Source organism: Streptomyces sp. NPDC051136 (genome assembly GCF_044455745.1).
Taxonomy (GTDB): Bacteria; Actinomycetota; Actinomycetes; order Streptomycetales; family Streptomycetaceae; genus Streptomyces.
In genome coordinates this window covers 442,102-466,949 of record NZ_JBITFE010000003.1, presented here as the reverse complement: position 1 = coordinate 466,949, position 24,848 = coordinate 442,102, and the positions used below count along the sequence as shown (strand labels likewise).

Here is a 24,848-nt window from a genome sequence, read left to right as displayed (position 1 = left end):
GTACTCTTGTCTGCGGCGACCGACGGTCCGCGGGTTCAGGTCCGGCGACGCCTCCCGAGGGGCCTTAGCTCAGTTGGTAGAGCGCTGTCTTTGCATGGCAGATGTCAGGGGTTCGACTCCCCTAGGCTCCACCGTGAAGAGCGCCTTCGACCTGCGGAAACGTGCGTCGGAGGCGCTCTGTGCGCTTCAGGGCCGACCAGGCGGACCCGCACGGCCCCGCCTCCGGCCCCGGCGGGCGGAGACGTTCCTCACCGTTGTCGCCCCCGCCTCGCGTCCGACACGGCACGCTTCGGCCGGGCGATCAGCAACGACCGGACAGAAAAGGCCAGTTGACCACGGGAAACGCGGTTTCGGCGGTCGCGCCGCCGCCGGGACGGGTCCGTGGAAGAGCCCTTCTCGGCGCCCGGGCGGAGCTGTCTGCTCTTGATATCGTCACCCCACAGGGCATCAGCGCCACAGCCCCGCGGGGCGGTGCCACGTGGCTCATCGCCGTCGGAGCCGTCCGTTCGCTGCCGACGAGGTGGAAGGGGTAGACCATGCGGGCGAAGGTACGGGCCGCTCTCGACGCGCTCTATATGAAGCGACTGGTCAGAGAGCTGGAAGGACGCCCACGCCCCCAGCACATCGGCATCATGCTCGACGGCAACCGCCGGTGGGCCAAGATGTCGGGCATAGACGACCCCCGCGAGGGCTACCGGGCCGGCGGGGCCAAGGTGCTGGACTTCCTGCGCTGGTGCGATTCGGCACAGATCGAGCACGTCACCCTGTTCATGCTCTCCGACGACAACCTCCACCGGCCCGAAGAGCAGCTGAACCCCCTCATCGACATCATCGCCGAGGTCGTCGAGCAGTTGGCCGCACCGGGCAATCCCTGGCCCGTCGAGGCCGTCGGCGCCCTGGACCTGCTGCCCGCGGAATCCGCGAGCCGCCTCAAGACCGCCACCGCCTCCACTCAGGACCGCAAGGGCGGCACCAAGGTCGACGTCGCCGTGGGCTACGGCGGCAGGCGCGAGATCGTCGACGCCGTCCGGTCCGCCCTCACCGAGCACAGCTCCCAGGGCGGGGACATCGACGAGTTCATCGAGACCTTCACCATGGAGCACATCTCCAAGCACCTGTACTCCAAGACGCGGTCCGAGTCCGACCTCATCATCCGCACCTCCGGCGAGCAGCGGCTCTCCGGATTCCTGCTCTGGCAGTCCGCCTACGCCGAGGTCCACTTCTGTGAGACCTACTGGCCGGACTTCCGTGAGATCGACTTCCTCCGCGCCCTGCGCTCCTACTCGCTGCGCGAACGCCGCTACGGCCGCTGAGCGCCGTTTCACGTGAAACATCGCTGTGGGGCGGGAGACTCCAGGTCTCCCGCCCCACAGCGGTCATCAGGCAGACAGTCGAGTCGACGCCGGTACGGGCGCGAGGATCAGCGGGGCTCGTCGCCCTCCGCCGCCTCCTCCTGTGCCTGCTTCGCCTGCACCTCCGGGTCGAGGACAGCCTCGCCGGTACCGTCCACCGACGTCAGCGGGCTCGGCTCGGGGACCTCGGTCGCCGCCGGCGGCTCCACCAGCCACTCCGGGTTGGCCTGCTTGTCCCACCACTTCCAGGCGGCGAAGGCACCGCCCGCGAGGACACCCGCCACCGCGAGCACCTTGGCGACACGGCCGGCCCTGGCCCGTCGCTGGTGCTTGCGCGTCAGCTTCTGGATCTCCTTGGCCGTGACCTGACCGCGCAGCGCCGCCAGCGCGGCGAGACCCCGCGCGGTGGCCTCGTCCCGCACGGGGCCGGCCGCGGCCACCGCCTGCTCGATCTTCGGGCGTGAGTAGTCGGCCGCCTGCCGAGCGGCCAGACGCGTACGGACGGCGGCCTCCTGGGCGGCCGCGTCCATCTTCGGCGGCACATGCGTACGGGCCTGCTCCAGCCGCGGCGCCACATGCGCGCCGTACTGGAGACGGGCCTGATCTGCGGCCTGCGACACCTTGGGCGCCAGCCGTACGCGCGCCTCCTGTGCATAGTGGGCGGCCCTGTCCTTGGCCGTGTCGGCGTAGGGCGCCACCACTTCCGCGGCGTGCAGCACGCTGTCCTTCGCCGAACCGGTCGCGGCGCGCACGCTGTCGATGCGGGTCACGGGTTCCTCCTCCTCGGTGGCGTACGGTAATTCGACTTTCCACCCTTTTACGGATCATGCCTGGGGACGCACTGCCAGGCATGTGAGAGAGGGCATCCGGGTCACGGGTGGTGCCGCCGAGCCCTCCGGGACAGCTGGTGATGAAGTTGCGAACAAGAGCTGATCAACGTCAATAGGGGATGAATACCGGGCAACACGAGCCTGCCCACGACCATGCCACGGATCCGCGTCCCATGCTCGTGACCCAGCGGGATGAACGCCGAACGTGCCCCGACCGTGGGAGGATCGGTCCGCATCGCAGGACGAGGGAAGGCGCACCGTGGCCGAGCAGCTCTACGCCACTCTGAAGACCAGCCGAGGCGACATCGAGATCCGGCTGCTGCCGAACCACGCGCCCGCGACGGTCAGGAACTTCGTCGAGCTGGCGCGCGGTGAACGGGAGTGGACCCACCCGGTCACCGGTGAGAAGACCACGGCCAGGCTCTACGACGGCACCGTCTTCCACCGGGTGCTCAGCGGCTTCATGATCCAGGGCGGCGACCCGCTGGGGAACGGCACCGGAGACCCCGGCTACCAGTTCCCGGACGAGTTCCACCCCGACCTCGCCTTCGACCGGCCCTACCTGCTGGCCATGGCCAACGCCGGCCCCGGCACCAACGGCTCGCAGTTCTTCATCACCGTCTCCCCGACGACCTGGCTGAACCGCAAGCACACGATCTTCGGCGAAGTGACCGACACGACCAGTCAGAAGGTCGTCGACACGATCGCCGCCACCAGGACCAACCCCCGCACCGAGCGCCCCGTCGACGACATCGTCGTCGAGACGGTCGTCGTCGAGACCCGCGACGCCTGACGTCCCGTACACCGGGCAGGAACCAAACGTCCCGCTCATCCGTAGAGCAGGGCGGGGCGGTGCGTCCGCACACACCGCCCGCAGGGACGACCGAGGGGATGCCATGGACCACGCGGCCGGCCGACCGGATGCCCAGAGCCCGCCCGGTTGCTACCGCCATCCCGGTCGCGAGACCGGCATCCGCTGCACCCGCTGCGAGCGCCCCATCTGCCCGGACTGCATGGTCAACGCGTCCGTCGGCTTCCACTGCCCCGACTGCGCCGCGGGCCGCACCGGTGGCAGCGGCCCGGCCCCGTCCGCCTCTCGGCCCCGCACCCTCGCCGGCGGCACGGTCGCCGCCGACCCGCACCTGCTCACCAAGGTCCTGATCGGGATCAACGTGGCGGTGTTCATCGCCGTCCAGGCGCTGGGCGACTCCTTCCTCGCCGACATGGTGCTCATCGGCCGCTGGCCCCCGGCCCCCTTCGTCCCGACGGAGGGCGTCGCGGAGGGCGAGTGGTACCGCCTGGTGACCACGATGTTCACGCACGAGGAGATCTGGCACATCGGCTTCAACATGATCACCCTCTGGTTCCTCGGGGCCCCCTTGGAACAAGCCCTCGGCCGAGCCCGCTACCTCACGCTCTACCTCGTCTCGGGTCTGGCCGGCAGCGTCTTCGCCTATCTGCTCGCCTCGCCCACCACGGCCACCCTCGGAGCCTCCGGCGCGATCTTCGGTCTCTTCGGCGCCACCGCCGCCCTCGCGCGCCGGCGCAACGCCGACATGCGGCCGGTCGTCGTCCTGCTGGCGATCAGTCTGATCTTCACCTTCACCCAGGGGAACGTCTCCTGGCAGGCGCACCTCGGCGGCCTCGCCGCGGGCGTCGTGACCGGCTTCGCCATGCTCCACGCCCCGCGTGAGCGGCGCACGCTCGTGCAGTACGGCACCAGCGCGCTGGTCGTGCTGGTCGTCGTCGGGCTGGCCCTGTTGAGGACCGCGCAGCTCACCTGAGCAGCGGTTGTCCACAGTAGGTGGCCGATCTTGTGCACAGCGTGCGGGAACACATGTGCCCCCTGTCGCTGACCAGTGTTTATGCAGGTCAGGCAGGGGGCGAACGTGTTTTCGGAACCGGGGGCCCCGCCGGTACTTCCGTCACACCGGCGTCAATCCCCGGTGGGTTATCCACAGATCGTCTTTCTTTTCCCCATGTGGATAACGCCTGTGGATAACTCCGTGGACGGCCCTGGGCAGGGCTGTGGGAACTACCGCCGGGCTACTTCCACTGCGTCGAGACGCCGAACCCCGCGGCGATGAAACCGAAGCCCACCACGATGTTCCAGTTGCCCAGGGAGTCGATGGGCAGTGAACCGTCGGTGACGTAGAAGACGACGATCCAGGCCAGGCCGATGACGAACATGGCCAGCATGACCGGTGCGACCCAGCCGCGGCTGGTCAGCTTGATATTCGTCGCCTGCTTCGAGGGCGGCGGCGTGTAATCGGCCTTCTTGCGGATACGTGACTTCGGCACGAGGGTCTCTCCTGTCGATGCGCTGCGTGGCCGCGCAGGGAACGGGGGTCGGTCTCGGTGGGGCGGCGTCCATGGGGGACAAGGGGACTCTGAGCGCTCCCCCGGGCGTCCGTTAGCGTAGTCCTTCCGTGGCGCCGAAGGAGATAAGGGTACGTTGAGCAATTCTGCCGACTCCCCCGGAACGGGACCCAGCCCTGCCCGCCGACGCCGTTTCCGGCCCGCGCGGATCCTCACGGCGGCCGTCTTCGCGCTCGCGGGACTTATTTTCTTCACCAGCTTCAATACCGCGAAGGGCACCAATATCCGTACGGACGCCTCTTTGCTCAAGTTGTCCGATCTCATCCACGAACGCAGCCGGGAGAACGGCGATCTGGAGGAGTCGAACGGGACCCTGCGCGAAGAGGTCGAATCGTTCGCCGAGCGCGACGACGGCCGGACGAAGTCGGAGGACGACAAGCTCGCGGCACTGGAGGAGAAGGCCGGTACGCAGAAGCTGAAGGGCGAGGCGATCACCGTCACCCTCGACGACGCCCCGCCGGACGCCACCGCGAAGCTTCCCGGCTATCCGGAGCCGCAGCCCGACTACCTGGTGATCCACCAGCAGGACCTGCAAGCCGTGGTGAACGCGCTGTGGCAGGGGGGTGCCGAGGGCATCAAGGTGATGGACCAGCGGCTGATCTCCACCAGCGCCGTGCGCTGCGTCGGCAACACCCTGATCCTTCAGGGCCGCGTCTACTCGCCCCCGTACAAGATCCAGGCGGTCGGTGACCCGGAGCGGCTGAAGAACGCGCTGGCGAAGTCGCCGACGATCCAGAACTACATGGTGTACGTCAACGTGTACGGCCTCGGCTGGAAGGTCGAGAACGACGGGCGGGTGACGCTGCCGGGCTACTCCGGCACGGCGGACCTGCAGTATGCCCAGCCTGTGGATTAGCGCCGTTCCGGTGCGCCCGGCGCCGCTAGTCTGGTGCGGTACGGCGTGAGTGTGGCGCCGTGGTGCGACGGAAGGGACGGCATGTACGGCTGGATCTGGCGGCATCTGCCGGGGAACGCGTGGGTGAAGGCGCTGCTCTCGCTCATGCTGGCGATGATCGTGGTCTACGTCCTCTTCCAGTACGTCTTCCCCTGGGCCGAACCGCTGCTGCCCTTCAACGATGTGACGGTGGACAACCAGTGAGCGCGCGCATCCTCGTCGTCGACAACTACGACAGCTTCGTCTTCAACCTGGTCCAGTACCTCTACCAACTCGGCGCCGAGTGCGAGGTGCTGCGCAACGACGAGGTGTCGACGGCCCACGCCCAGGACGGCTTCGACGGTGTGCTGCTCTCGCCCGGCCCGGGCACGCCGGAGCAGGCCGGGGTGTGCGTCGAGATGGTGCGGCACTGCGCCGCGACCGGGGTGCCGGTCTTCGGCGTCTGCCTGGGCATGCAGTCGATGCAGGTGGCGTACGGAGGCGTGGTGGACCGGGCTCCGGAGCTGCTGCACGGCAAGACCTCGCCGGTCGAGCACGGGAACCGGGGCGTCTTCGCGGGCCTGCCCTCGCCGTTCACGGCGACCCGGTACCACTCGCTGGCGGCGGAGCCGGCCACGGTGCCGGCGGAGTTGGAGGTGACGGCCCGGACGCCCGACGGGATCGTGATGGGCCTGCGCCACCGGCAACTGCCGGTGGAGGGCGTGCAGTTCCATCCGGAGTCGGTGCTGACCGAGCACGGGCACCGGATGCTGGCCAACTGGCTCGCGGAGTGCGGCGACCGGGACGCGGTGGCGAGGTCGGCGGGGCTCGCCCCGGTGGTGGGCAGGGCCACGGCGTGACCGCGCTGCGCCCCGAGCGCGACTCCGGCACGGCCGGTGACCAGGGATCCTCGTACGGGCGGCCGTACGGGGATTCCGGTGCGTTCGGGGACGGCCGCTACGAGGAGTCCGCGTCCGGACGGGCCGGGGAGGGGTACCGGCCGCCGGTCGCCGACGACGAGACGGTGGCCCTGCGGATCCCGGAGCCGCCGGAGCGGCGGACGGCCGCCGGGGCGGGGTCGGCGGGGGACGGTCCCGTGTCCGGCGGTCGCGCGGCCCGCAGGAAGGCCGCCAAACGGCGTCACGGGCGCCGTGCGGCCCCCCGGGGGCAGTCCGTGGAGGCGGAGGCCGAGGAGCCCGCGAAGGCGCCCCTGTCGCGCGTGGAGGCCCGTCGGCAGGCGCGGGCGCGCAAGCCCGGTGCCGCGGTGATCGCCAGCCGGGCGATCGGTGAGATCTTCATCACGACCGGTGTGCTGATGCTGCTCTTCGTCACCTACCAGCTCTGGTGGACGAACGTACGGGCGCACGCCCAGGCCGACCGGGCCGCGAGCAACCTCCAGGACGACTGGGCGAACGGAAAGCGCAACCCGGGGACCTTCGAACCGGGCCAGGGCTTCGCGCTGCTGCACATCCCCAAGCTCGACGTGGTGGTGCCGATCGCGGAGGGCATCAGCAGCAAGAAGGTGCTGGACCGGGGCATGGTCGGGCACTACGCGGAGGACGGGCTGAAGACGGCCATGCCGGACGCGAAGACCGGCAACTTCGGGCTGGCCGGCCACCGCAACACGCACGGCGAGCCGTTCCGGTACATCAACAAGCTGGAGCCGGGCGACCCGATCGTGGTGGAGACCCAGGACAAGTACTTCGTGTACAAGATGGCGTCGATCCTGCCGGTGACCTCGCCGGGCAACGTCACCGTGCTGGACCCGGTGCCGCGGCAGTCGGGCTTCAAGGGGCCCGGCCGCTACATCACCCTCACCACGTGCACGCCGGAGTTCACCAGCAAGTACCGCATGATCGTCTGGGGCAAGATGGTCGAGGAACGGCCGCGCAGCAAGGGCAAGCCGGATGCGCTCGTCAGTTAAGGGCGGATGACCAGTGGCAGCGACCACCGACACGGAGCAGCAGGAGCACGCCGGCGAGGACGGCCCGGCGGAGCCCGGGGCAGCACGCCGCCGGGGCCCCCGACAGGTGGTCGCGCAGGCGGTCGGCGTCTTCGGCGAGCTGCTCATCACCGGGGGCCTGGTGATGGGCCTGTTCGTCGTCTACTCGCTGTGGTGGACGAACGTGGTCGCCGACCGCGCGGCGGACAGGCAGGCGGAGAAGGTCCGGGACGACTGGGCCCAGGACCGGGTGGGCTCGGACGGCCCGGGCGCGCTGGACACCAAGGCGGGCATCGGCTTCCTGCACGTCCCGGCGATGGGCGAGGGCGACGTCCTGGTGGAGAAGGGCACGTCGATGAAGGTCCTCAACGACGGCGTGGCCGGCTACTACACCGACCCGGTGAAGGCGACGCTGCCCACCTCGGACGAGAAGGGCAACTTCGCGCTCGCCGCCCACCGCGACGGGCACGGCGCGAGGTTCCACAACATCGACAAGATCGAGAAGGGTGATCCGATCGTCTTCGAGACGAAGGACACCTGGTACGTGTACAAGACGTACGCCGTCCTCCCCGAGACCTCGAAGTTCAACGTCGACGTCCTCGACGGCGTCCCCAAGGAGTCCGGCAAGAAGAAGGCCGGCCACTACATCACCCTGACGACCTGCACCCCGGTCTACACGAGCCGCTACCGGTACGTGGTCTGGGGCGAGCTGGTCCGCACGGAGAAGGTGGACGGGGAGCGGACGCCGCCGGCGGAGCTGCGCTGACTGACCTCCTTGCGGGAGGTCGCATTCAGTGGTGCACCGGCGCTCCATACGTCCAGAAGCCCGCGATGAACGGCGGTGATGCCACTCTCCGCGGCGGGACTTCGACTGCCCGATGAATCTCTGGATCTCATGACTGGTGATACTGAGGAGAGGCGCGACCCTCTTGCACTGGGCGACGAGCGTTCGCCCGTTCGAGGCGAGCGCGGTGATGTGGGTGCATCCGTCGTGGCCAAGCAGTGTGGCGTCGCTTCTCGATGCGCTGGACGCCTGTGCGGAGGGCGATGAGTTCTCACTGGTGATCGCTCGATGTTTCGATCAGGGCGTTGAACATCGGTACGACCGTCTTGCCGAGGATGTGGGTGATCCGCTGGTCGATGCATGCGTCGAGGTCGGTGGGGTCTGGCGGGGCCCGGTTGTCCACAGACTGCGTGCGTGTCCCATACTCCACGTCGAGCAGGTACGTGCGTATGTGGCGGGTGATTGCTCTGTCGCGCAGGAGCATGGCGATGTTGAGTACGGCCCGCCTGGAGTAGACGGTGAGGATTCGGCAGGCTTGTGGATAACTGCCCAGCGAGCGTGACATCTTGTCGCTCTCGATTGGACTGCTCGACGATGGTGTGCTCACGAGTGGGCACTAAGGTGCCGCCACCGGTAGTAGGCGTTGGATGACGTGGTCTGTCCGCTGTTTCAGCGTCTCCAGGACAGCCCTACAGGCACCCAGCGGTCCTACACCGCCCAGTCAATGCCGAGTTCCTGCAGCGCCTCCAGCTGTGCTGGACAAGCCGGTCCCGCCTCGATTTGGTGATGGAGACCCCGCACCCCTAGCTTGACGGTCACCGGGTCGGCCTCGTCGTCGACCGTCGTCTGTTCGCTGTGATTCCTCGGCACTGGCCGGTCGGCGCTTTCTGTTCCACCCACTGCGTGAGGACTGCCAGTCTTCTGGAGGCTCAGCACCCTTGATGCCGAGTGCGGTCAGTCGCTCCTCCTGTTCGGGAGGAGCTGCGCCCAGGTGCCCGGCTCCTGCTGCAGCCATCGTCATGTGCCGATGCCGTCGCATTCGAAGGTGACGCCGGGTGTGATGTAGGACAGGTGGGCGTCGGCGAGGTCGGCCCGGCGGGGGATCAAGCGCTCTCGAACTGGTTACGCGTCGGCCCGATCCGGCGCTGCCCGGCCGCTCGTTGTCTGGTGAGGGCCAGCGCCGAGGGCGCGACGCTCCGCGGGAGGCGTGGCCCTCGACTCTGTGGTTGCTGGGGCGGCAGGCAGGCATTCGGCGGCGGGCTGTGCGCGGTGAGGCCTCAGCGTCCGTCTCGGCGACGATGCGGACAGGTCCGGTGCCCAGCGGGCGTCGGTCATCGCCCGATCACCCCCCCGCCGAGTACCTCCTCGTTCCCGGCACGGCTGCGTGCGCCGCGCGAGGTAGGCCGCATGGGGGCGTGCACCTGGCTACAGCCTTGACCGTGGTGGGTCAGGGTTGTAGCCGAGTGGGTGTGCCGTTGAGACGCTCCGCTCTGGGTTCGGCGGAGCGCTTCGTCAGTAGCCAGCCCAGGCTAAGAGGCCCAGTCCGTGCAGGACCTGACCACTGTCGAGCCCTCCATCACAGCACCCTGGACGCCTATAAAGCTAAGCCCGCCACTCCCGGTAGAAGCGTAACTGTCCCAACTACCGTGAGTGTTATACCCCTTCGAGTTTGAGTGCCAAGGCCAGTACTTGACCTTATCGTTATCGTCCTTCGAAATAAAACGGATGGCAACGGAGTGGCCGTCTGATTTTGTATCAGAGACACTTATATGCATGTCGGTGTAGTTGTTCGTCCAGTTCCTGAAGTCGCCATAAGCGGCGACACCAGTTGCGGTGCAACTTGCCAGTCCTCGAGCACCTGCGGCCTGAGCGCTACCAGCTGAAGTTGCGACGAAGGCTGCTGCCAGTACGGCGCTTGCCGCGGAGAGGTACTTCATATTCTTCTGCATGATCACATCATAGGGTGATCGTTCGCTCCGCGATATGCATATTCAGCCATTCCTGGTTTTCCATGAGTTTCTGGACTGATCCATTACGTTGATGCGTCAGCCGCCGAAGCCGGGAAGGCCGCCGATGGCGCCCCCGCCGTTGTTGCCACCCTGCTGGGCGGGGGCGAAGAGGATGACCTTGTCGCCCTTCTTGACCTCCTGGCCCTCGACCGGGTTGCTGGCCACGACCACGGCGTTGTCGTCACCGCCACCCTGGACTCGGTCGAGCTGAAGGCCGTTCTGCGCGAGGACCTGCTTGGCCTGGGCGACCGTCATCTGGGTGACCTTTGGCATCGCGATCTTCTCTTCGGCCGGAGCCTTGGCGATCTTCACGTTGATCGTGCTGCCGCGGTCGGCGTCACTCCCACCGGGGGGCGTCTGCTCGAAGATGGTTCCCTCTGCCTGTGCGGTGGACTCCGCCTCTTCCTGCGTGCCGAGCACGAAACCCTTCTCCTCCAGGCGCTGCCTGGCGTCCTCGGGCTTCATGCCGCTCAGGTCCGGCACGGTCACCTGCGACGTCTCCTTGGCGACGGTGAGGGTGACGGTGGAGCCCTTCTCCCGCGAGGCGCCGCTCTTGGGGTTCTGGGTGAGCACGGTGTCCGGAGTCTGGGTGGACTCCTCCGACTGCTTCTCGACCTCGAAACCCTTGTCCTTCAGTGTGGCTTCGGCCTCGCTGAAGGTGAGCCCCTCGACGTCCGGAATCTCGATCTTCGGCGCGCCCGTCGAGACGACCACGTTGACCGGGGAGTCCTTGTCGACCTCGATGCCCTGCCCGGGGTCCTGGGAGCAGATGCTGCCCTTCTTCTGGTCCTCGCAGGGCTTCTGCTCGACCGTGCCCAGCTTGAGGTCGGAGTTGATGAGCAGTTGCTTGGCGTCGGCCTGGGTCTGACCCACCAGGTTCGGCACGTCGACCTTGCCGTCGCCCGGTCCTCCGTCCCCGCTGAAGGCGTACTTGCCGATCAGGATGGCGCCCACCAGGACGAGGATGCCGGCCAGGACCAGGAGGATCGTGGCGGTGTTCTTCTTGCGGGGCTGCTGGCGGCGCCGGTCGGGGCGGTCGTCGTAGCCGTAGCCGCCGTCGTCCGGGTTCATGGGCGGCAGCATGGTCGTGGCGCCACCGCCCGCGTCGGAGCGCAGCGCGGTGGTCTGCTGGTCGTCGGGGTAGGCGCCGTAACCGCCGGCGGCCATGGCGCCCATCGCGGCGGTGGCGCCGACGGGCTGGCCGTCGAGGCACGCCTCGATGTCGGCGCGCATCTCGTCGGCCGACTGGTAACGGTAGTCCGGGTCCTTGACCAGGGCCTTCAGCACGATCGCGTCCATCTCGGGCGTGATCTCGGGGTCGAAGACGCTCGGCGCCTGCGGTTCCTCACGCACGTGCTGGTAGGCGACGGCCACCGGGGAGTCGCCGACGAACGGCGGACGCACCGTGAGCAGCTCGTAGAGCAGGCAGCCCGTGGAGTACAGGTCGGAGCGGGCGTCGACCTGCTCGCCCTTGGCCTGCTCCGGGGAGAGGTACTGGGCGGTGCCGATCACCGCTGCCGTCTGGGTCATCGTCATGCCGGAGTCGCCCATGGCGCGGGCGATGCCGAAGTCCATGACCTTGACCTGGCCGTTGCGGGTGAGCATGACGTTGGCCGGCTTGATGTCGCGGTGGACGATGCCGGCCCGGTGCGAGTACTCCAGGGCCTGGAGGATGCCGATCGTCATCTCCAGCGTCCGCTCCGGCAGCAGCTTGCGGCCGGAGTGAAGAAGCTCACGGAGCGTGGAGCCGTCGACGTACTCCATGACGATGTACGGGATCGACACGTTGTCGATGTAGTCCTCGCCCGTGTCGTAGACCGCCACGATCGCGGGGTGGTTGAGCGAGGCGGCCGACTGGGCCTCCCGGCGGAAGCGGGCCTGGAAGGACGGGTCGCGCGCGAGGTCCGCGCGCAGCGTCTTCACCGCCACCTGGCGTCCGAGCCGGGTGTCATGAGCGTGATAGACCTCCGCCATGCCACCACGGCCGAGCACCGGGCCCAGCTCGTACCGGCCGCCGAGGCGACGCGGCTCTTCCATGGTTACTACCAGCCCTCTCCGTCGGTCCCGACCGGCATGCTTGTACGGTCGGAGGCTGCCGTCCGGCCTACCGTACCCGGCTTGCTCCGGGCCCCTTGGCCGAGCCGGACAGCCGATACAGGACCGGTATCGCAACGTGCGCCGATGTGAAGGGGACGTGACCGGAGTCACGTCCCGTTCAGGACGCGGTCACTTCTTGCTGTCGATGACGGCCTCCATGACGTTCTTCGCGATCGGTGCCGCGAGGCCGCCGCCGGAGATGTCGTCGCGCACGGCGTTGTCGTCCTCGATCACCACGGCCACGGCGACCGGCGAGCTGCCGTCCTCACCCTTGGCGTACGAGATGAACCAGGCGTAGGGGTTCTTGCTGTTGTTCTCGCCGTGCTGTGCGGTACCGGTCTTGCCGCCCACCGTGACGCCGTCGATCTGCGCGTTGGTTCCCGTGCCGTCCTGGACGACGGTCTCCATCATGGACTGGAGGATCTGGGCGTTGTCCGCGGACAGCGGCTTGCTCATCTCCTCGGGGTCCGTCTTCTCGATGGTGTCGAGGTTGGGCGCCTGCAACTCGTCGACCATGTACGGCTTCATCAGCGTGCCGTTGTTGGCGATGGCGGAGGTGACCATGGCCATCTGCAGCGGGGTCGCCGCGGTGTTGAACTGGCCGATGGAGGAGAGCGCGACCTGCGAGTCGTTCATGTCGTCGGAGAAGACCGAGGCGCTGGAACGGACCGGGACGAACTGCTCCTCGGTGAAGCCGAACTTCTTCGCGGTCTCCAGCATCTCGTCGTTGCCGAGGTCGTAGCCGACCTTGCCGAAGACGGTGTTGCAGGAGACGCGCAGGGCCTCGCGGAGGGTGGCGTTCTCGCAGGGGATGTCGCCCTCGTTCTTCAGCTCGGTGCTGGTGCCGGGCATGGTCCAGGGCAGCGGGGAGTCGGTCTTCTCGTCCGCGGACTTGTACAGGCCGTGCTCCAGGGCCGCCGCCGCGGTGAGCACCTTGAAGGTGGAGCCGGGCGGGTAGACCTCGCGCAGGGCGCGGTTGAGCATCGGGTCGGCCTGGTTGTTCTTCTTCTGGAGCTTGTTCCAGGCCTCGCCGGCCGCCTCGTTGCTGCCCGCGATGGAGGTGGGGTCGTACGACGGGTACGAGGCCATCGAGAGGATCTTGCCGGTGGACGGCTCCAGCGCGACGACGGCGCCCTTGGCGCCCTGCTTCTTCAGACCGTCGTAGGCGGCCTTCTGCGCGGCGGCGTTCAGCGTGGTGACGACGTTGCCGCCCTCGCGCTTCTTGCCCGTGAGCATGTCCAGGGTGTTGCGGAAGAAGAGCCGGTCGTCGTTGCCGGTGAGGATGCCGTCGTCGATGGACTCCAGCTGGGTGGCGCCGAAGGCCTGGGAGACGTAACCGGTGACGGGCGCCCACATGGCGCCGTCCTTGTAGGTGCGCTTGTACTTGAAGTCGCCCTCGGTGGTGGCGTGTCCGGTGATGGCCTTGCCGTCGACGATGATGTCGCCGCGGGGGCTGGCGTACCGCTCGATGGCGACGCGGCGGTTGTGCTCGTCCTCCTTGAGCTCGTCGGCCTGGACGTACTGGAGCCAGTTGTCCCGGACGAGCAGGGTGAGGACCAGCAGACCGCAGAAGATCGCGATCCGGCGCAGTGGCTTGTTCACGGTCGGACCACCTGGGTCATCTCGGCGTCGGGGCTGGCGGGCGCGGCGGGTGCCGGTCTGCGCGCGGTGTCGCTGATGCGCAGCAGGATGCCGATCAACGCCCAGTTGGCGATGACGGAGGAACCGCCGTAGGCCAGGAAGGGCATGGTCATACCGGTGAGCGGGATGAGGCCCATGACACCGCCGGCGACGACGAAGACCTGGAGGGCGAAGGCGCCGGAGAGGCCGATGGCGAGGAGCTTGCCGAAGGGGTCGCGGGCGGCGAGGGCGGTGCGCACACCGCGCTCCACGATCAGTGCGTAGAGCAGGAGCAGCGCCATCAGGCCGGCGAGGCCCAGTTCCTCGCCGAAGGTGGCGAGGACGAAGTCGGAGTTGGCGGCGAAGCGGATCAGCTCGGAGTGGCCCTGGCCCCAGCCGGTGCCGAGGGTGCCGCCGGAGCCGAAGGCCCACAGGGCCTGCATGGCCTGCTCGGAGTGGCCGCCGACGCCCGCGCGGGAGAGCGTGTACTCCTTCATCGGGTCGAGCCAGGCGTCCACACGCTGCTGGATGTGCGGTTCGAAGCTGGCCACGCCGACGGCGCCGACCGCGGACATCATCAGACCGAAGACGATCCAGCTGGTCCGCTCGGTGGCGACGTACAGCATGATCACGAACATGCCGAAGAACAGCAGCGAGGTGCCGAGGTCGGTCTCGAAGACCAGGATGAGGATCGAGACGATCCAGACGACCAGGATGGGGCCGAGGTCGCGGCCGCGCGGCAGGTAGAGGCCCATGAAGCGGCGGCTGGCCAGGGCGAGCGCGTCCCGCTTCACCATCAGGTAGCCGGCGAAGAAGATCGCCAGGACGATCTTGGCGAACTCACCGGGCTGGATGGAGAAGGAGCCGACCTGGATCCAGATCTTGGCGCCGTAGATGTTCTTGCCGAGGCCCGGCACGAGCGGGAGCAGCAGCAGGAACAGGGCGCCGACCATGGAGATGTAGGTGTAGCGCTGAAGGACGCGGTGGTCCTTGAGGAAGACCAGCACGGCGACGAACAGGGCGATGCCCATCGCGGTGTAGATCAGCTGGCGGGGCGCGGCGGTGCCGGCCTGGTCGATGCTCTGGAGCAGCTCGGACTGGTCCAGGCGCCAGATGGCGACGAGTCCCAGGCCGTTGAGCAGCGTGGCCAGCGGCAGCAGCAGCGGGTCCGCGTAGGGCGCGAACTTGCGTACGACGAGGTGGCCGACACCGGCCAGCAGGCCGAGGCCGAGGCCGTAGCTCAGCAGGCCGGCGGGGACCTCGTCATTGATCGCCAGACCCACGTTGGCGTAGGCGAAGACCGGGATGAGCACGGCGAACACGAGCAGAGCCAGCTCGGTGTTGCGCCGGCTCGGGGCGCCGATGGCGCCGATCGTGGACGTGTGCTGCGTCGACGGGTTGGTAGTACTGCTCATCGTGTGACGGGGCCTCTCACGGCTTGCCTACTGCTGCTTACCGCACAGCGAGACGACCTTCTGCTCTTCCTCCGAGAGGGTCGGGCCTGAGCCTGGAGTGGGTGCGGTCGGGGACTCGGACGATTCGGGGGTCTTCGGCGATCCCGAGGAGGTCGGGCTCGGCGAGGCCTTGGACGTGAAGGAGGCGCGGCTGGTTCCCGTGGTGCCTCCGGCCTCGCCCTCGCCCGTCTTGGCGTTCTTCTCGGTCGCCGCGGAACGCTTCTCGGCCTGCTTCTTGCAGGCGGAGGCCTGGACCGCCAGTTCCTCGATCTTGGCCCGGGCGTCGTTGAGGTCGCCCTCGGGGATGGTGGCCTCGACCAGCTCCTGCTGGTAGGGCGGCAGGTACTTGAGTTCGATCTCGGGGTGGTCCTTCTGGACCTTCGAGAGCGAGACCCAGGCGAGGTCCTGGCTGATGCCCCGGTAGAGCGCGAGATGGTCGTCGTTGGTGCCGACGTAGTACTGGGTCTGCGTCCAGCGCCAGCCGCCGTAGGTGCCGCCGCCGATGACGGCGAGGGCGAGGGCGGTGTACAGGGACCGCTTGAGCCACTTGCGGTTCTTGCGGGGTTTGACGAAGTCGTCCGGGCCGTAGTCGTCGAAGCCGCCGGTCGGGATGAAGCCGGTGACGTCGCCGCTGCCGGGCGGGCCGAACTCGCCGCCGCCGCCGCCGCGCGGCCGCCCGAGGCCGGCGGCGCGGCCGGCCGGGGTCTGCATGATGCCGTTGTCGCCCGTCTGCGCCTGGTTCTCGGCGACGGCGCCGACGACCACGGGGGTGTCGGAGAGCTGGGCGGCGAGGGTGTCACCGGTGTCCAGGTCGAGGACGTCGGCGACGATGACGGTGATGTTGTCCGGGCCGCCGCCGCGCAGGGCCAGCTGGATCAGCTCCTGGACGGTCTCCTGCGGGCCCTGGTAGCTGGCGAGGGTGTCCTCCATCGTCTGGTGGGAGACGACGCCGGAGAGCCCGTCGGAGCAGATCAGGTAGCGGTCGCCGGCCCGCACCTCGCGGATGGACAGGTCGGGTTCGACGTGGTCGCCGCTGCCGAGGGCGCGCATCAGCAGGGAGCGCTGCGGGTGGGTGCCCGCCTCCTCCTCGGTGATGCGTCCCTCGTCGACGAGGCGCTGCACCCAGGTGTGGTCCTGCGTGATCTGGGTGAGGACGCCGTCGCGCAGGAGGTAGGCGCGGGAGTCGCCGACGTGGACCATGCCCAGGCGCTGGCCGGTCCACAGCAGGGCGGTGAGCGTGGTGCCCATGCCCTCCAGGGCGGGGTCCTCCTCGACCATCTGCCGCAGCTGGTCGTTGGCGCGCTGCACGGCGGCGCCGAGCGAGGTGAGGACGTCGGAGCCGGGCACGTCGTCGTCGAGGGCGACGATGGTGGAGATCACCTCGGAGGAGGCGACCTCGCCCGCGGCCTGGCCGCCCATGCCGTCGGCGATGGCGAGCAGGCGGGGGCCGGCGTAACCGGAGTCCTCGTTGCCCTCCCGGATCATGCCCTTGTGGGAACCGGCGGCGAAGCGCAGTGACAGACTCATGCGCACCTCGCCCGTCGGCTCCGACTGCAGCCGGTCGTGTCGAGCCACACTGCCCACCCTCCGGTCGGGAGCGCGCCGGGGCCCGGGGTGCCGGCCGCCGCTGCGTGCTCGCTCCGCTCGCGCTCATTCATTGGTGTAGCACTACTTCCGCAGCTCGATGACGGTCTTGCCGATGCGGATCGGCGCCCCCGGACCGATGGGGGTGGGGGTCGTCAGCCGGGCCCGGTCCAGGTAGGTGCCGTTGGTGGAGCCCAGGTCCTCGACGATCCACTGCCCGTTCTGGTCCGGATAGATCCTGGCATGGCGGCTGGACGCGTAGTCGTCGTCCAGCACGATCGTCGAGTCGTGGGCCCGGCCGAGCGTGATGGTCTGGCCCTGGAGGGCGACGGTGGTGCCGGTGAGGGTGCCCTCCGTCACGACCAGTTTGGTGGGCGCGCCCCGGCGGCCGCGGCCGCCGCCGGACTGCTGGCGCTGAGGTGGAGGCGCCTGGCCCTGGCGCGTGGCGGTCTGCTGCGGTCGGGCGGCGTCGCGCCGCGCGCCGCGCTGGGTGACCCGCGTACCGAAGAGGTCGCTGCGGATGACCTGCACGGCCACGATCACGAACAGCCACAGTACGGCGAGAAAACCCAGCCGCATGACCGTGAGGGTCAGCTCTGACATTGCCCCCGGATCACCCTTCGGCTTGCCTGTAGATAACGGTGGTGCTGCCCACGACGATCCGCGAGCCGTCGCGGAGCGTAGCGCGGGTGGTGTGCTGCCCGTCCACCACGATGCCGTTGGTGGAGCCGAGATCCTGGATCGTCGAGGGCGTTCCGGTCCGGATCTCGCAGTGCCGGCGGGAGACGCCGGGGTCGTCGATCCGCACGTCGGCCTCGGTGCTGCGGCCCAGCACGAGCGTCGCGCGGGAGATCTGGTGGCGGGTGCCGTTGATCTCGATCCAGTGGCGGGTGCGTCCGCCGGGAGCGGGCGCGGCCGGGGGCTGCTGGCCGCCGGCCGGCTGCGGGTAGCCGTAGCCGCCGGGACGGCCGCCGGGCGGCGGCGCGGCGGGCATGGGCGGGGCGCCCGGGGCCGCGGCCGGCGGGTAGCCGTAGCCGCCGCCCGGACCGGCGGGCCGTGCGGGGGGTGCCGGGGGCGCGGCGGGGGCCGGGCCGCCCTGGTGGCTGCTGGAGGAGGCGAGGGTGCGGCTGCGCACCCGGTACAGACCGGTGTCGAGGTCGTCGGCCTTCTCCAGGTGGACCTTGATCGGTCCCATGAAGGTGTAGCGCTGCTGCTTGGCGTAGTCGCGGACCATGCCGGCCAGCTCGTCGCCGAGCTGTCCGGAGTAGGGGCTGAGGCGCTCGAAGTCCGGCGTGCTCAGTTCCACGATGAAGTCGTTGGGTACGACGGTGCGGTCGCGGTTCCAGATGGTCGCGTTGTTGTCGCATTCACGCTGGAGCGCTCCCGCGATCTCCACGGGCTGCACCTCGGACTTGAACACCTTCGCGAAGGTGCCGTTGACCAGGCCTTCGAGCCGCTGCTCGAACTTCTTCAGGACTCCCATGGGGCACCTCCTCCGTCGCTGCCGTCCTGTCCGCTTCCACTGTCCTGCGTAGTGCTGTGCTGCGTACTGCTGCCTCGCGCAGTGCCGCTCCGCGCCGTGCGGTGCGTGCGCGCACTGTCCACCTGGTACTGCTTACTGATCGTATCCACGCGCCGGTCGATCGGCTGGTTCCCCCTGTCGGCCCGGTCGACGGGTGTCGACGCCTCTCGGAGTTCCCGCCGGGGCTCCTCTTCGAACTCCCGCGGGCCCTCGGGATTGCTCCCTCGGGTACTCATGCCCAGGATCGTAGAGGCGGCCGCAGACCAGTGTCCCGCACCTGGCCGCGGTCCCCTACCGGCTCCCGGGGAGACGGGCATGACCGGTACGAGGTTGATACGTGAACGGCCAAGGACCGGGACGAGTGCCCGAAGGAGGGCGGGCGCCCCGGTCCGCCGGGGGAAAGGGATGTGAATCGACCCCTTCCAGCGTGCTAATGTTCTCGTGTCGGAAGGCGCCGGACCGCAAGGAAAAGCCCGGAAGACACACCCAATGCGCGGGTGGCGGAATAGGCAGACGCGCTGGATTCAGGTTCCAGTGCCCGCAAGGGCGTGGGGGTTCAACTCCCCCCTCGCGCACCACGGAGCACGTCACGTGCTCTGGATACGCAAAAGACGGGGCGGCATCGTCGATGACGATGCCGCCCCGTTCTGTTGTGCTCCGGGACGGCACAGGTGTCCCGCTCCCGTGATCTGAGACTTTACTCACAGGGCCGTTCGGCGGCCGGTGATCAGGCGGTGGTGTCCTCGGAGGCCTCCCGCTCCGTCGTGGTGCTGAGGACGGCGGCGAGTTCCCCGACGGTCTGCTCCCGCAGCAGCTGGTGCGAGGGGACGGGGATCCCCAGCGCCGACTCCAGGGTGCGCTGGAGGGCCAGCGCGGTCAGCGAGTCGATGCCCTGGGCGTACAGCGGCCGGGTCAGGGAGACCCGGTGGGCCGGCGGGACGTGGAGGTGGGGTGCCAGGCTGCGGCACAGGTACGTCTCGAAGGCCCGCAGGCGGGCCGCGCCGCGGAGGCCCCGCAGTGCGTCGGTGTCGAGGGTGACTGGGTTGCCCGGCACGGTGGTGTCCTTTCGTCGGGTGCGGTGCGGTGCGGTGCGGTGCGGTGCGGTGCGGTGCGGGTCGGTCAGGTGCGGGGGCGTGGCTGGGAGGTGCGCAGGGCGCGTGCTTCGGGGCCTGGCCGGGGGCCTGCCCCGTCCGACCACGTCAGGTGGAACCGCCAGCGGTGGATGCGCCAGCCGTCCGGGGTGCGGACCGCCTCGGCCTCGCTGTGGCCGCCGATGTCGAAGCGGCCGCCGGGGTCGGGGCCGTCGTCGTGGTGCACGTGCGAGGCGACGAGGTGGACGCGGATCCGGGCCGTGTCGCCGTCCGTGGTGATGCCGTAGTTGGACGCCAGGTGATGGGTGCGGGCGAACCGGGACTTGCGGTCGAAGTGGAAGGCGGCCGCCCCCTCCCGTCCTTCCAGCGTGCCGACGGGGAACTGGAGCAGGCAGTCCTCGGTGAAGACCCCCGCCGGCCAGCCGTCGTCGAAACCGTGCTCGTCCTGGGTGTCCAGCAGGGTGACGTACCGGTCGACCAGTTCGGCGATCTCCGTCCGGTCGCTCAGCGCCCGGACCTGGGCGCGCAGGGCGTCGAGTTCGGTCCGGGAGACGGTGACCGTGTCCGTGTCCGTGTCGGCGGCGGGGCCGAAGGGCGGGCGGGTCATGGGATGGGGTGCTCCTTTCCGGTGGGCGGACGGCCGCCTGGGGCGCCGGCGGTGTGCCAGCCGCGGGGGTCGCGGTGTGCGGCGGTGCGTTCCGGCCGGCGCCAGCCCGCGGTCGGCCGGGGCCGGGGCGGCCCGGACGGGGCGGCGGTGAGGGCGGCGGCGCGGGCGAGCAGGACGGCGGTGAGGGCGGCGATCTCGGCGGGGGTGGGCCGGCCGCGCAGGACGCGTACGACCGCGTCCGGGCCGGTGGCGTCCGCGCCGTCCATCCCGCTCACTGCGGGGGGTTGCCGTGCTTGCGGCACGGCAGGTCGGCCTGTTTGCTGCGCAGCATCGCCAGGGCCCCGGCGAGGGCGCGCCGGGTCTCCCGCGGGTCGATCACGTCGTCGATGAGGCCGCGTTCGGCCGCGTAATACGGGTGCATCAGCTCCGCCTGGTACTCCTTGATCTTCTGTGCGCGGGTGCCCTCGGGGTCGTCCGACGCGGCGATCTCCCGGCGGAAGATGACGTTGGCGGCGCCCTCGGCGCCCATCACCGCGATCTCGTTGGACGGCCAGGCCAGCGCCAGGTCGGAGCCGATGGAGCGGGAGTCCATCACGATGTACGCGCCGCCGTACGCCTTGCGCAGCACGAGGGAGACACGCGGCACCGTGGCGTTGCAGTACGCGTACAGCAGCTTGGCCCCGCGCCGGATGATGCCGTTGTGCTCCTGGTCGACGCCCGGCAGGAAGCCCGGGACGTCGATCAGCGTCACCAGCGGGATGTTGAAGGCGTCGCAGAACTGCACGAACCGGGCGGCCTTCTCGCTCGCGTCGATGTCCAGGACGCCGGCGTACGACGTGGGCTGGTTGGCGACGATGCCCACGACCTCGCCGTCGAGCCGGGACAGGGCGCACACCACGTTGGTCGCCCAGCCGGAGTGCACCTCGAAGTAGTCGCCGTCGTCCACGATCTCCTCGACGACGGCGCGGATGTCGTAGACCCGGCCCGGGTCGTCGGGGACGATCTCCAGCAGCCGGTCGGTGCGCCGGTCGGCCGGGTCGGAGGCGGGCGCGGGCGGGGGCAGTTCGCGGTTGTTGGAGGGCAGCAGGGACAGCAGGTGGCGCACGTCCTCCAGGCAGCTGCGCACGTCGTCGTAGGCGAAGTGGGCGACGCCGGAGGAGGTGGCGTGGACGTCGGCGCCGCCGAGGGCGTTCTGGCTGATCTCCTCGCCCGTCACCGCCTTCACCACGTCCGGGCCGGTGATGAACATCTGCGCGATGTCGCGGACCATGAAGACGAAGTCGGTCAGGGCGGGCGAGTAGGCGGCGCCGCCCGCGCACGGGCCGAGCATCACGCTGATCTGCGGGATGACCCCGGACGCCTTGGTGTTGCGCTGGAAGATGCCGCCGTACCCGGCCAGCGCGCAGACGCCTTCCTGGATACGGGCGCCCGCTCCGTCGTTGAGCGACACCAGGGGCGCGCCGGCCGCGATGGCCATGTCCATGATCTTGTGGATCTTCAGGGCGTGCGCTTCGCCGAGGGCGCCGCCGAAGACCCGGAAGTCGTGCGCGTACACGAAGACCGTGCGTCCGTGGACGGTGCCCCAGCCGGTGATCACGCCGTCGGTGTAGGGACGTTTCTTCTCCAGTCCGAAGCCGGTCGCCCGGTGCCGGCGCAACATCTCGACCTCGGTGAACGACCCCTCGTCGAGCAGGAGTTCGATGCGTTCGTGGGCGGTGAGCTTTCCCTTGGCGTGCTGCCGCTCGGTGGCCGTCGGGTCGCCGTGCCGGGCGGCCTGCTTGATCAGCCCGAGTTCCTCGATGCGCTCCTCGGCGCTCCACTGACCCCGGTGCTCGCGCCGGTGCAGCGGCTGCCGATCCGCCGTCTGCTCGGGCGTCTGCTCGGGCGTCTGCCGGCCCGGCTGCCGGCTCGTCTGCTCGGTTCTCTGGTCGGTCGACATCGTCGTGTCACGCTCCCCAGTCGGATACGCGGGTGGTCACACCGCCGGCGGCCAGGTCCACCGACCCGTCGACGTGTGTCGCGGTGGGCGGCAGCCAGCGCACGGCGACCCGTTCGGGCGGCGTGCCGCGCACGGCGACGGCGGCGTTGTGCCGGGGTCCGGACGCCAGGTCGAGCAGCGCCCAGCCGGCCGGCCGGCGGTCCCGGTCGGCGCCCAGGTAGTCCCGGGCGGGGTCGCGGGACAGGCCGGTGCCCAGCGCCTTGAGATAGGCCTCCTTGCGGGTCCAGATCCGGCCGAAGGCCAGGCGCCGCTCCTCGGTGCCCAGCTCCGCCAGCTCGGACTGTTCGCCCGGGTGCAGCGCCGCGGCGCACACCTCGACGGTCTCCGTCCGGGGCAGCCGCTCCACGTCCACGCCGAGCACGGCCCGGGAGACGGCGACCACGGCCATGCCGTGGCTGTGCGCCAGGGAGAAGTGCAGCGGCGGGTCGGGGTGGCGGACGGCCGGCCTGCCGTGCGGCCCGGCGCATCCGGGGCAGGGCTCGCGGACGAACGGGACGTCCGCCGCCGGCAGTCCGAGGTAGGCGCCGAGCAGGCGGCGCAGCGCGATGTGCGCGGCCGCGTACGTGACCCCGTCGGCCGGGCGCACGAAGGAGGCCGTGCGCCGGCGCTCCGCCTCGCTCAGCTCGTCCAGGGCGAGCGTCCCGGCCGCCGTGTCCAGCCGGGGGCGGCGCACCAGCCACACGTCGAGGTGTCCGGGCGCGGGCAGCCGCGGCGCGCCGGCCGCCGTGTCCGGCCGGTGCGCGAGCTGTCCGATCACGTCGTGCCCAGCACGTCGTGCGAGACGAGGTGGTCGTCGCGCCCGTTGTGCTTGTGGGGGCTGTCCCCGGGGCCGAGCTGCCCGGCCAGGCAGTCGATCAGCTCGGCGGCGCTGTGCGCCCGCAGCAGCCGGTTGAGGTTGACGTCGACCCGCAGCACGGCCTCCATCCGGCGTTGCAGTTCGAGGCCGTTGATGGACCCGATGCCCAGGCTGTTCATCGGGCGTCCCACGGTGTCGATGGTGTCCGGCGGCACCCGCAGCACCCGGGCCAGTTCGTCCCGTACGTAGACGTCGATGAGGCGGGTGCGCTCGGCCGGGGAGCACGCCGCCAGGTGCGCCAGGTCGGGCGGCTCCGGTTCGGCGACGTGATCCCGTTCGAACTCGTAGTCGAGGTCTGCGAGGTCGTCGAGGTCGTCGTCGAAGACCCAGTTCTTCGTCGTCAGATCCATGATCGTGCCCCCGTCGTGGAGTGGAAGGAGTGGAGGTCAGGTGCGGGGTGCCGGCGGGCGGCCCGCGGCGCCGGGACGGCCGAGTCCGGTGAGCGCGGTGAGCAGGCCGAGTCCGCCGAGCGCGGCCACCAGGACCAGGGCCGGCCGGCAGGCGGCGAGCCGCGCCGCGGGCCCGCCGTCCCCGCCCGCGCCGGCGAGCAGCGCCGCGACCAGCGCGACCGCGAGGACCGCGGCGAGCTGCACCGCGGTCTGGTAGAGCCCGCTGCCCGCGGCGCGGTCGGCGGGCGCCAGCTCGGAGGTGGCCTGCACGTTGAGCGCGGCGAAGGACAGCACGAAGCCCAGCCCCACCAGCAGCAGCGTCGGCAGCAGCCGCCCGGTGTAGTCCAGGGGCCAGCCGGACCGCAGTTGCAGCAGGAGGCCGGCGAACGCGCTGGCGGCACCGGCCGCGATGAGGCGCGGCGCACCGAACCGGGCGATCAGCCGCCCCGAGGCGAGCGCGGTGATCGCGGGCGGCACTGCGGCCGGCAGCAGGGCCGCCGCCGCCACCGGCGGTGACCAGCCGGCGAGGGTCTGTGTCTGGTACGTCAGCACGAACAGCAGCCCGAGATAGGAGCCGTTGAGGCAGGCCGCGCCGAGGGCCGAGCGGATCAGGGCCCCGCCGCGCAGCAGGTGGACGGGCAGCAGCGGGGCCGGCGCGGCGCGTTCCAGCATCCGGAACCACGTCAGCAGCAGGACCGCCGCGGTCATCGACCCGAGGAACCGGACGTCGCTCCAGCCGTGTCCGGGCAGTGCGGTGACGCCGTGCACGAGGGCGAGCAGCGCGCCCGTGAGGGCGGCCGCGCCCCGCACGCCGTAGTGCCGGGGTGGGGCCGGGTGCCCGCCCGAAGGGGCGTCGCCGCCCGGGACCAGGCGCAGCGCGGCGGCGAAGAGCAGCAGGACCACGGGGGCCGGGAAGGCGAAGGCCAGCCGCCAGCTGTACGTGCTCAGCCAGCCGGACAGCAGCAGGCCCGCGGTGAACCCGCCGGCACCGAAGAGGGTGTAGACGGACACCGCGCGGCTGCGGGGGCGGCCCTCGGGGAACGCGGTGGAGATGATGGCCAGCCCGGTGGGAGCCGTCAGCGCGGCGCAGAACCCCTTGACCAGCCGGGTCGCGACGAGCAGCGCGGGCTCCTGGGCGAAGGCGCTGAGCAGGGAGGCGGCGGCGAACGCGAGGAGCGCCACCAGGTAGACCCGGCGGCGGCCCAGCAGGGCCACCAGCCGGGTGCCGAAGAGCATGAGGGCGCCGAAGCCGGCGGCGAAGCCGGTCATCGCCCACTGCGCGCTCGTCAGGGGCAGCCCGAGGTCCGCGCCGATCGAGGGCAGCGCCACGACCGCCACGGAGACCTCGAGCGCGTCGATGAGCATGTTGCCGGCGAGGACCAGCAGCAGCCCCCACAGCCGGGGGCTCCAGCGTCCTGCCCCGGCGTCGGCCACGGGCCCTGGAACGGTCCTGGTCACG

General features: G+C 70.1%; 24 protein-coding genes and 2 tRNA genes. 10 read left to right on the top strand and 16 right to left on the bottom strand.

Annotated features, from left to right (window positions below):
* Positions 1-58 precede the first annotated feature (58 nt).
* Together ACIBCJ_RS11350 and ACIBCJ_RS11345 are read left to right on the top strand one after the other, a co-directional pair.
* Positions 59-131: transfer RNA gene (locus ACIBCJ_RS11350), tRNA-Ala, on the top strand.
* Between the two features lie 405 nt (positions 132-536).
* Positions 537-1,313 (top strand): isoprenyl transferase, encoded by a 777-nt coding sequence (locus tag ACIBCJ_RS11345; RefSeq protein ID WP_133890025.1) that lies wholly within the window; start codon positions 537-539, stop codon positions 1,311-1,313.
* 107 nt (positions 1,314-1,420) lie between these two features.
* On the opposite strand, the gene ACIBCJ_RS11340 is transcribed toward ACIBCJ_RS11345, so the two are convergent.
* Positions 1,421-2,122 carry a DUF5324 family protein gene (locus tag ACIBCJ_RS11340; RefSeq protein WP_362100361.1) on the bottom strand — a complete coding sequence of 234 codons (702 nt, stop codon included), beginning with the start codon at positions 2,120-2,122 and terminating at the stop codon, positions 1,421-1,423.
* Between the two features lie 319 nt (positions 2,123-2,441).
* Between ACIBCJ_RS11340 and ACIBCJ_RS11335 the strand changes: the two genes are divergently transcribed.
* Together ACIBCJ_RS11335 and ACIBCJ_RS11330 are read left to right on the top strand one after the other, a co-directional pair.
* On the top strand, positions 2,442-2,975 hold the full coding sequence (locus tag ACIBCJ_RS11335) for a peptidylprolyl isomerase (RefSeq protein ID WP_362100363.1): 534 nt from the start codon (positions 2,442-2,444) through the stop codon (positions 2,973-2,975).
* 103 nt (positions 2,976-3,078) lie between these two features.
* Positions 3,079-3,966: a rhomboid family intramembrane serine protease gene (locus tag ACIBCJ_RS11330; RefSeq protein WP_362100365.1), complete on the top strand. Its 888-nt coding sequence runs from the start codon at positions 3,079-3,081 to the stop codon at positions 3,964-3,966.
* 262 nt (positions 3,967-4,228) lie between these two features.
* Here the strand turns inward: ACIBCJ_RS11330 and crgA are convergent, their stop codons facing one another.
* Positions 4,229-4,483 carry a cell division protein CrgA gene (gene crgA / locus ACIBCJ_RS11325; protein WP_133890029.1) on the bottom strand — a complete coding sequence of 85 codons (255 nt, stop codon included), beginning with the start codon at positions 4,481-4,483 and terminating at the stop codon, positions 4,229-4,231.
* 154 nt (positions 4,484-4,637) lie between these two features.
* Between crgA and ACIBCJ_RS11320 the strand changes: the two genes are divergently transcribed.
* Genes ACIBCJ_RS11320 through ACIBCJ_RS11300 form a run of 5 tightly spaced genes read left to right on the top strand, consistent with a single transcriptional unit; the run spans position 4,638 to position 8,143 of the window.
* Complete coding sequence (locus ACIBCJ_RS11320; RefSeq protein WP_362100369.1) at positions 4,638-5,417, top strand: DUF881 domain-containing protein; 780 nt, start codon at positions 4,638-4,640, stop codon at positions 5,415-5,417.
* A gap of 45 nt (positions 5,418-5,462) precedes the next feature.
* Positions 5,463-5,660: a hypothetical protein gene (locus tag ACIBCJ_RS11315; protein WP_164883374.1), complete on the top strand. Its 198-nt coding sequence runs from the start codon at positions 5,463-5,465 to the stop codon at positions 5,658-5,660.
* The gene (locus ACIBCJ_RS11310) at positions 5,657-6,295 is read left to right on the top strand and encodes an aminodeoxychorismate/anthranilate synthase component II (protein ID WP_365979488.1); all 639 of its coding nucleotides are present in this window, start codon (positions 5,657-5,659) and stop codon (positions 6,293-6,295) included. Before ACIBCJ_RS11315 ends, ACIBCJ_RS11310 begins: the two co-directional genes overlap by 4 nt.
* Positions 6,292-7,359 carry a class E sortase gene (locus tag ACIBCJ_RS11305; RefSeq protein WP_365979487.1) on the top strand — a complete coding sequence of 356 codons (1,068 nt, stop codon included), beginning with the start codon at positions 6,292-6,294 and terminating at the stop codon, positions 7,357-7,359. Before ACIBCJ_RS11310 ends, ACIBCJ_RS11305 begins: the two co-directional genes overlap by 4 nt.
* 13 nt (positions 7,360-7,372) lie before the next feature.
* Positions 7,373-8,143 (top strand): class E sortase, encoded by a 771-nt coding sequence (locus tag ACIBCJ_RS11300; protein WP_365979486.1) that lies wholly within the window; start codon positions 7,373-7,375, stop codon positions 8,141-8,143.
* Between the two features lie 289 nt (positions 8,144-8,432).
* Here the strand turns inward: ACIBCJ_RS11300 and ACIBCJ_RS11295 are convergent, their stop codons facing one another.
* From ACIBCJ_RS11295 to fhaA, 7 genes are all read right to left on the bottom strand, one after another.
* On the bottom strand, positions 8,433-8,768 hold the full coding sequence (locus tag ACIBCJ_RS11295) for a hypothetical protein (protein WP_365979485.1): 336 nt from the start codon (positions 8,766-8,768) through the stop codon (positions 8,433-8,435).
* A gap of 1,438 nt (positions 8,769-10,206) precedes the next feature.
* Positions 10,207-12,207 (bottom strand): Stk1 family PASTA domain-containing Ser/Thr kinase, encoded by a 2,001-nt coding sequence (pknB, locus tag ACIBCJ_RS11290; protein WP_365979484.1) that lies wholly within the window; start codon positions 12,205-12,207, stop codon positions 10,207-10,209.
* 189 nt (positions 12,208-12,396) lie between these two features.
* Entirely contained in the window at positions 12,397-13,869 is a 1,473-nt protein-coding gene (locus tag ACIBCJ_RS11285) for a penicillin-binding protein 2 (RefSeq protein ID WP_362511494.1), read from the bottom strand.
* Positions 13,866-15,302, bottom strand: a complete 1,437-nt coding sequence (locus ACIBCJ_RS11280; RefSeq protein WP_362511490.1) for an FtsW/RodA/SpoVE family cell cycle protein — start codon at positions 15,300-15,302, stop codon at positions 13,866-13,868. The genes ACIBCJ_RS11285 and ACIBCJ_RS11280 overlap by 4 nt, the downstream gene beginning before the upstream one ends.
* A gap of 27 nt (positions 15,303-15,329) precedes the next feature.
* A complete protein-coding gene (locus ACIBCJ_RS11275; RefSeq protein ID WP_365979483.1) occupies positions 15,330-16,868 on the bottom strand; it encodes a Stp1/IreP family PP2C-type Ser/Thr phosphatase in 1,539 nt (512 codons plus the stop codon).
* 141 nt (positions 16,869-17,009) lie between these two features.
* Positions 17,010-17,528, bottom strand: coding sequence for an antibiotic biosynthesis regulator FhaB (gene fhaB, locus ACIBCJ_RS11270; RefSeq protein WP_003975090.1), 519 nt, complete (start codon positions 17,526-17,528; stop codon positions 17,010-17,012).
* 10 nt (positions 17,529-17,538) lie between these two features.
* Positions 17,539-18,408, bottom strand: coding sequence for an antibiotic biosynthesis regulator FhaA (fhaA, locus tag ACIBCJ_RS11265; protein ID WP_133890037.1), 870 nt, complete (start codon positions 18,406-18,408; stop codon positions 17,539-17,541).
* Positions 18,409-18,938: 530 nt separating this feature from the next.
* On the opposite strand from fhaA, the gene ACIBCJ_RS11260 reads away from it, so the two are divergent.
* Positions 18,939-19,025: transfer RNA gene (locus tag ACIBCJ_RS11260), tRNA-Leu, on the top strand.
* A gap of 149 nt (positions 19,026-19,174) precedes the next feature.
* On the opposite strand, the gene ACIBCJ_RS11255 is transcribed toward ACIBCJ_RS11260, so the two are convergent.
* The 7 genes from ACIBCJ_RS11255 to ACIBCJ_RS11225 form a co-directional block, all read right to left on the bottom strand.
* Positions 19,175-19,501, bottom strand: a complete 327-nt coding sequence (locus tag ACIBCJ_RS11255) for an acyl carrier protein (protein ID WP_365979482.1) — start codon at positions 19,499-19,501, stop codon at positions 19,175-19,177.
* Between the two features lie 65 nt (positions 19,502-19,566).
* Positions 19,567-20,145, bottom strand: a complete 579-nt coding sequence (locus ACIBCJ_RS11250) for a nuclear transport factor 2 family protein (RefSeq protein ID WP_365979481.1) — start codon at positions 20,143-20,145, stop codon at positions 19,567-19,569.
* Positions 20,142-20,411, bottom strand: coding sequence for an acyl-CoA carboxylase epsilon subunit (locus ACIBCJ_RS11245; RefSeq protein WP_365979642.1), 270 nt, complete (start codon positions 20,409-20,411; stop codon positions 20,142-20,144). The genes ACIBCJ_RS11250 and ACIBCJ_RS11245 overlap by 4 nt, the downstream gene beginning before the upstream one ends.
* A 5-nt stretch (positions 20,412-20,416) precedes the next feature.
* Positions 20,417-22,084: an acyl-CoA carboxylase subunit beta gene (locus ACIBCJ_RS11240; RefSeq protein WP_362100406.1), complete on the bottom strand. Its 1,668-nt coding sequence runs from the start codon at positions 22,082-22,084 to the stop codon at positions 20,417-20,419.
* A 7-nt stretch (positions 22,085-22,091) separates the two neighbouring features.
* Positions 22,092-22,901 carry a 4'-phosphopantetheinyl transferase superfamily protein gene (locus ACIBCJ_RS11235; protein WP_365979480.1) on the bottom strand — a complete coding sequence of 270 codons (810 nt, stop codon included), beginning with the start codon at positions 22,899-22,901 and terminating at the stop codon, positions 22,092-22,094.
* Positions 22,898-23,350, bottom strand: coding sequence for an acyl carrier protein (locus ACIBCJ_RS11230; protein ID WP_362100413.1), 453 nt, complete (start codon positions 23,348-23,350; stop codon positions 22,898-22,900). Before ACIBCJ_RS11230 ends, ACIBCJ_RS11235 begins: the two co-directional genes overlap by 4 nt.
* Before the next feature lie 36 nt (positions 23,351-23,386).
* Positions 23,387-24,847: an MFS transporter gene (locus ACIBCJ_RS11225; RefSeq protein ID WP_365979479.1), complete on the bottom strand. Its 1,461-nt coding sequence runs from the start codon at positions 24,845-24,847 to the stop codon at positions 23,387-23,389.
* Position 24,848: the final 1 nt, after the last annotated feature.